Genomic DNA, 3,698 nt, shown 5'->3' with positions numbered 1-3,698 from the left:
GGCGCTTGGCAAAATCTCGACGCCGAGGTGCTGGTCCCGGGCGATATCGTGCGCCTGCGTTCTGGCGATCGTGTCCCCGCCGACCTCCGCATTCTGCGCGCTCAAGACGCCCGCGCCGATGAATCCCTGCTCACTGGCGAATCCCTACCTCGCGACAAATCAACTGACATCCCGACCGGCGACACGATCCTGGCCGAGAGGCGGAACATGCTCTTTGCCGGCACCTTTTTACAAAGTGGTCGCGTCGTTGGCGTGGTAACGGCGACTGGAGAGCGCAGCGAAATCGGCAAAATCCACCTCCTCATCGACGAGATCGCGCCAACCCCCACCCCGCTGCTGCGGCAAATGCGACGCTTCAGCAGAGGGCTCGCGGTATTCGTCTTGGGCCTTGCGCTACTGCTCCTGGGCGTTGGTCTGCTACGCCAAAGTCTATCGACCTTCGAACTTTTTCTCGCCGCCATCAGCTTTGCGGTGGCCGTCATTCCCGAGGGATTACCCGCCATCCTCAGTATCGTCTTGGCCATGGGCGTGCAAAGGATGGCGAAGGAGGGGGTGATTACCCGGCGTCTCAACGCCATCGAAACCTTGGGCTCGGTGACGGTGATTTGTACCGACAAGACCGGCACCCTAACCCGCAACGAGATGTTCGCTCGCTACCTGCGCACAGCCAGCACGCTCTACGAGGCAAGCGGCACGGGCTATGCGCCACAGGGGGAGGTCACGCCAAGCAGCGCGGATGCCGCCCGCGATGCCGCAGCGATGGTTGCCCTTCTCGCCAACGACGCGCAATTACGCGAGTCGGGCGAGACGTGGCAAGTCGTGGGCGAGCCCACCGAGGGGGCCTTGCTGGCGCTGGCGGGTAAGCTCGGGGCAAAGGATCTTGGATACCATCGTCTGGCCAGCATTCCCTTCGAATCTGCCCATAAATTGATGGCGGTTTGGGTGGCGGATCGCGGGGGCCATCAAGAGATTTTGGTCAAAGGTGCAGCCGATCGGATCCTGGCGCGTTGTCGTTGGCAACTGGCTGCCGATGGCGAGCAACGCCCCCTGCAGCAAGCATTCTGGCAAGAGCAAATCCGTAGCTTGGGCAACAAGGGCTTGCGCGTGCTTGCTCTGGCGCGAACGCAGCCGGCTTCCGATCCCGCGCAGTTCAGCCTGTCTACCCTTGGCGAGGAGCTGACACTGCTTGCCGTGGTGGGGATCATCGACCCACCGCGGCCAGAAGCAATCCGCGCCATTGCCGCCTGTCGGCGCGCTGGTATCGAGGTCAAGATGATCACCGGCGATCATGCCGACACGGCCCTGGCCATTGCGCGAGAAATGGGTCTTGCCGACGATGACTCCATGGTGCTCACCGGCGCCGATCTCGATCACCTTACCCCCGACCGCCTCGCCGACGCAGTACGGCAGGCGCGTATCTTTGCCCGCACCAGCCCCGAGCACAAGCTACGTCTCGTTAAAGCATTGCAAGAACAAGGCGAAATCGTCGCCATGACCGGGGACGGCGTCAACGATGCCCCCGCCCTGCGCCAAGCCGATGTGGGCATTGCCATGGGCGTCAAGGGTAGCGAGGCCGCCAAGGAAGCGGCAGACATCGTTCTTGCCGATGACAATTTTGCGAGTATCGCCCGCGCCGTTGCCGAGGGACGTGGCATCTACGACAACCTCCGCAAGGCCATACTGTTTATCCTTCCCACCAATGGCGCCCAAGGGCTGGTGATTCTTGCTGCACTTTTACTCGGCCTACCCTTGCCATTAACCCCCCTGCAGGTGCTCTGGGTGAATCTGGTCATTGCCATCACCCTCTCCCTGTCCTTTGCCTTCGAGCCAGCCGAAGGGGCCGTAATGGCTCGTCCGCCACGCAATCCACGGCAGGCGCTACTGGACGGTCACTTGTTCCTGCGCCTGGGTCTGGTCTCCTTGAGCATCGGTGGCGGCAGTATGGCCGGATTTTACTACGCCACGGCGAGCGGACTGGGCGTAAACAGTGCACATAGCCTTGCGGTGACCATCCTCGTTCTTGCCCAGGCGCTCTACCTATTCAGTGCTCGGCAGTTGGCGAGTAGCAGTTTTTCATGGCAAATCTTGCGCGGCAGCCCAGCGCTTTGGATTGCCCTCGGGCTGCTCCTGCTGTTGCAACTGGCTTTTCTCCATCTCCCGATTATGCAAAGCCTATTCCACACTACCCCGCTGTCTTGGCAAGCGTGGGTAAGCAGCCTTCTTGTCGCTTTTGCGATATTTGTGTTCATCGAAGCTGGAAAAGCGATCGCAGCCAGCCGCCCATAAAAAAGCCCCACCGAGGTGGGGCGAGGCAGAGGAGGAGCAATGCCGAAGCACTGCAGGGTTGAACTGTTGCCAGCCGTGGCTTATTCAGTAACGGTCTTTTCCACTTTGATGCTGGAATTGATTTCTACACGCTGATTCTGGAAGCGTCCCTCGCTGGTGGCATTGCTGGCGATTGGATCCTCGTAGGAGTGTCCCTTGAGCACCATGCGGTCCCGCGCTACGCCATGCTGCTCCAAATACTGAGCTACACTCTCCGCCCGCTTCTGCGACAGCTTCAGGTTGTATGCATAGCTACCAACCTTACTGGCATAGCCGTTGACATCGAGAATGGCATCGGGATGCTTCGCTGCGAAGGCGGCGACCTCATCGAGGACCTGGATATCATGGTCCAGCAACTTATAGGAGTTGAATTTGAAGTTGATGCCGGTGATGGTGATGGGCTTACTCTCCAGAATCGTCTTCTGCACCGGCGCAATGGGAGCGGGTGCCGGAGGCGGTGGCGGAGGTACCGGCGCCGGAGCCGCGACGGGTGCCGGCTTGGCCGGACAACCGGAGAAGGGGGCCTCAGCACAGCCGGCGGCGGAAACGAGTACAGCGGCAAGAACCAAGCTTGTGGACAAACGCATGTTTCTGTTCTCCTAGGAAAGCCCTGCGGTCGATGCCGCAGGGTATGCAAAAGGCCTTAGAAGTCGTAGGTCAGCATGACGCGGTTGTAGAGGAAATATCCACCCTGCGCCGTACTCAAATCACCGTGGGCTACTTCAACGCGATCACGGATGGACAGACCCTTGACCCAGCCCTGGGGGAAGTAGGTCAGATCGCCATAAACGTCGTTGGCATAGCCGGCGGTCTGCAAGTGGTACTGGGCATAAGCAGCCATAAACAAGAACTGGTTGCTGAGGAAATGCTGCGTCCATTTGATCTTCCAGCCATGGCCCGGGCCCATTTCCACCAGGCCGCGAATCATCGAGGTGGTGTACAGAGGATCGGTTGCATAACCAGCCGTGTAGGGCGAGATAATGGCGCCACCGCCTACAGCTCCTTGGTGGTACAGGATCTCGTTATAGCTGGCCGCCAGCTGACCTTTGCCCAAGAGAGCACTACCACCGTCATAGTCGACACCGCCAATCACACCCCAAGCGGTGCTGTTGACGCCATTACCTTTGAAGCCATCGATGGGGCTGGTTCCCGGCGCATAGCTACTGTTGAGGAAGCTGTTGCTCTGCCACTCGCGGTTGACCTGAGCGCCGAGGAAGGGATCGACACCACTGCCGGTCTTGAGGGTGTACTGAGCGTCGCCGTAGACGGTTTGGGCAAAGTTATAGAAGTTGTAGTACCAAGCCTGCGCATCGATGCCATAGCGCTTGTAACTGGTACCGAAGGCGAGGATGCCATTGGACGCCGGATCGGTA

Annotated in this window: 2 protein-coding genes and 1 pseudogene; 1 reads left to right on the top strand and 2 read right to left on the bottom strand. The window is 59.8% G+C overall.

All coding sequences use genetic code 11. The features are described 5' to 3' along the window. The coding region (locus RTI30_RS13215) for an HAD-IC family P-type ATPase (protein WP_312262852.1) at window positions 1-2,286 on the top strand (2,286 nt) is incomplete at its 5' end. 80 nt (window positions 2,287-2,366) lie between these two features. Here RTI30_RS13215 and RTI30_RS13210 read toward each other — a convergent pair. Beyond that, window positions 2,367-2,912 (bottom strand): OmpA family protein, encoded by a 546-nt coding sequence (locus RTI30_RS13210; RefSeq protein WP_312262851.1) that lies wholly within the window; start codon window positions 2,910-2,912, stop codon window positions 2,367-2,369. Between the two features lie 56 nt (window positions 2,913-2,968). Continuing rightward, window positions 2,969-3,698, bottom strand: a pseudogene (locus RTI30_RS13205) (hypothetical protein); the annotation flags it as partial.

Source organism: Candidatus Igneacidithiobacillus taiwanensis (assembly GCF_031962545.1).
Lineage (GTDB): Bacteria > Pseudomonadota > Gammaproteobacteria > Acidithiobacillales > Acidithiobacillaceae > Igneacidithiobacillus > Igneacidithiobacillus taiwanensis.
The sequence above is the reverse complement of the archived record's forward strand: the minus strand, read 5'-3'. Positions and strand labels throughout refer to the sequence as shown.

Coding starts and splice junctions, on each gene's coding strand:
- RTI30_RS13210 (WP_312262851.1), bottom strand. CDS start 2,912: ATGCGTTTGTCCACAAGCTTGGTTCTTGCCGCTGTACTCGTTTCCGCC.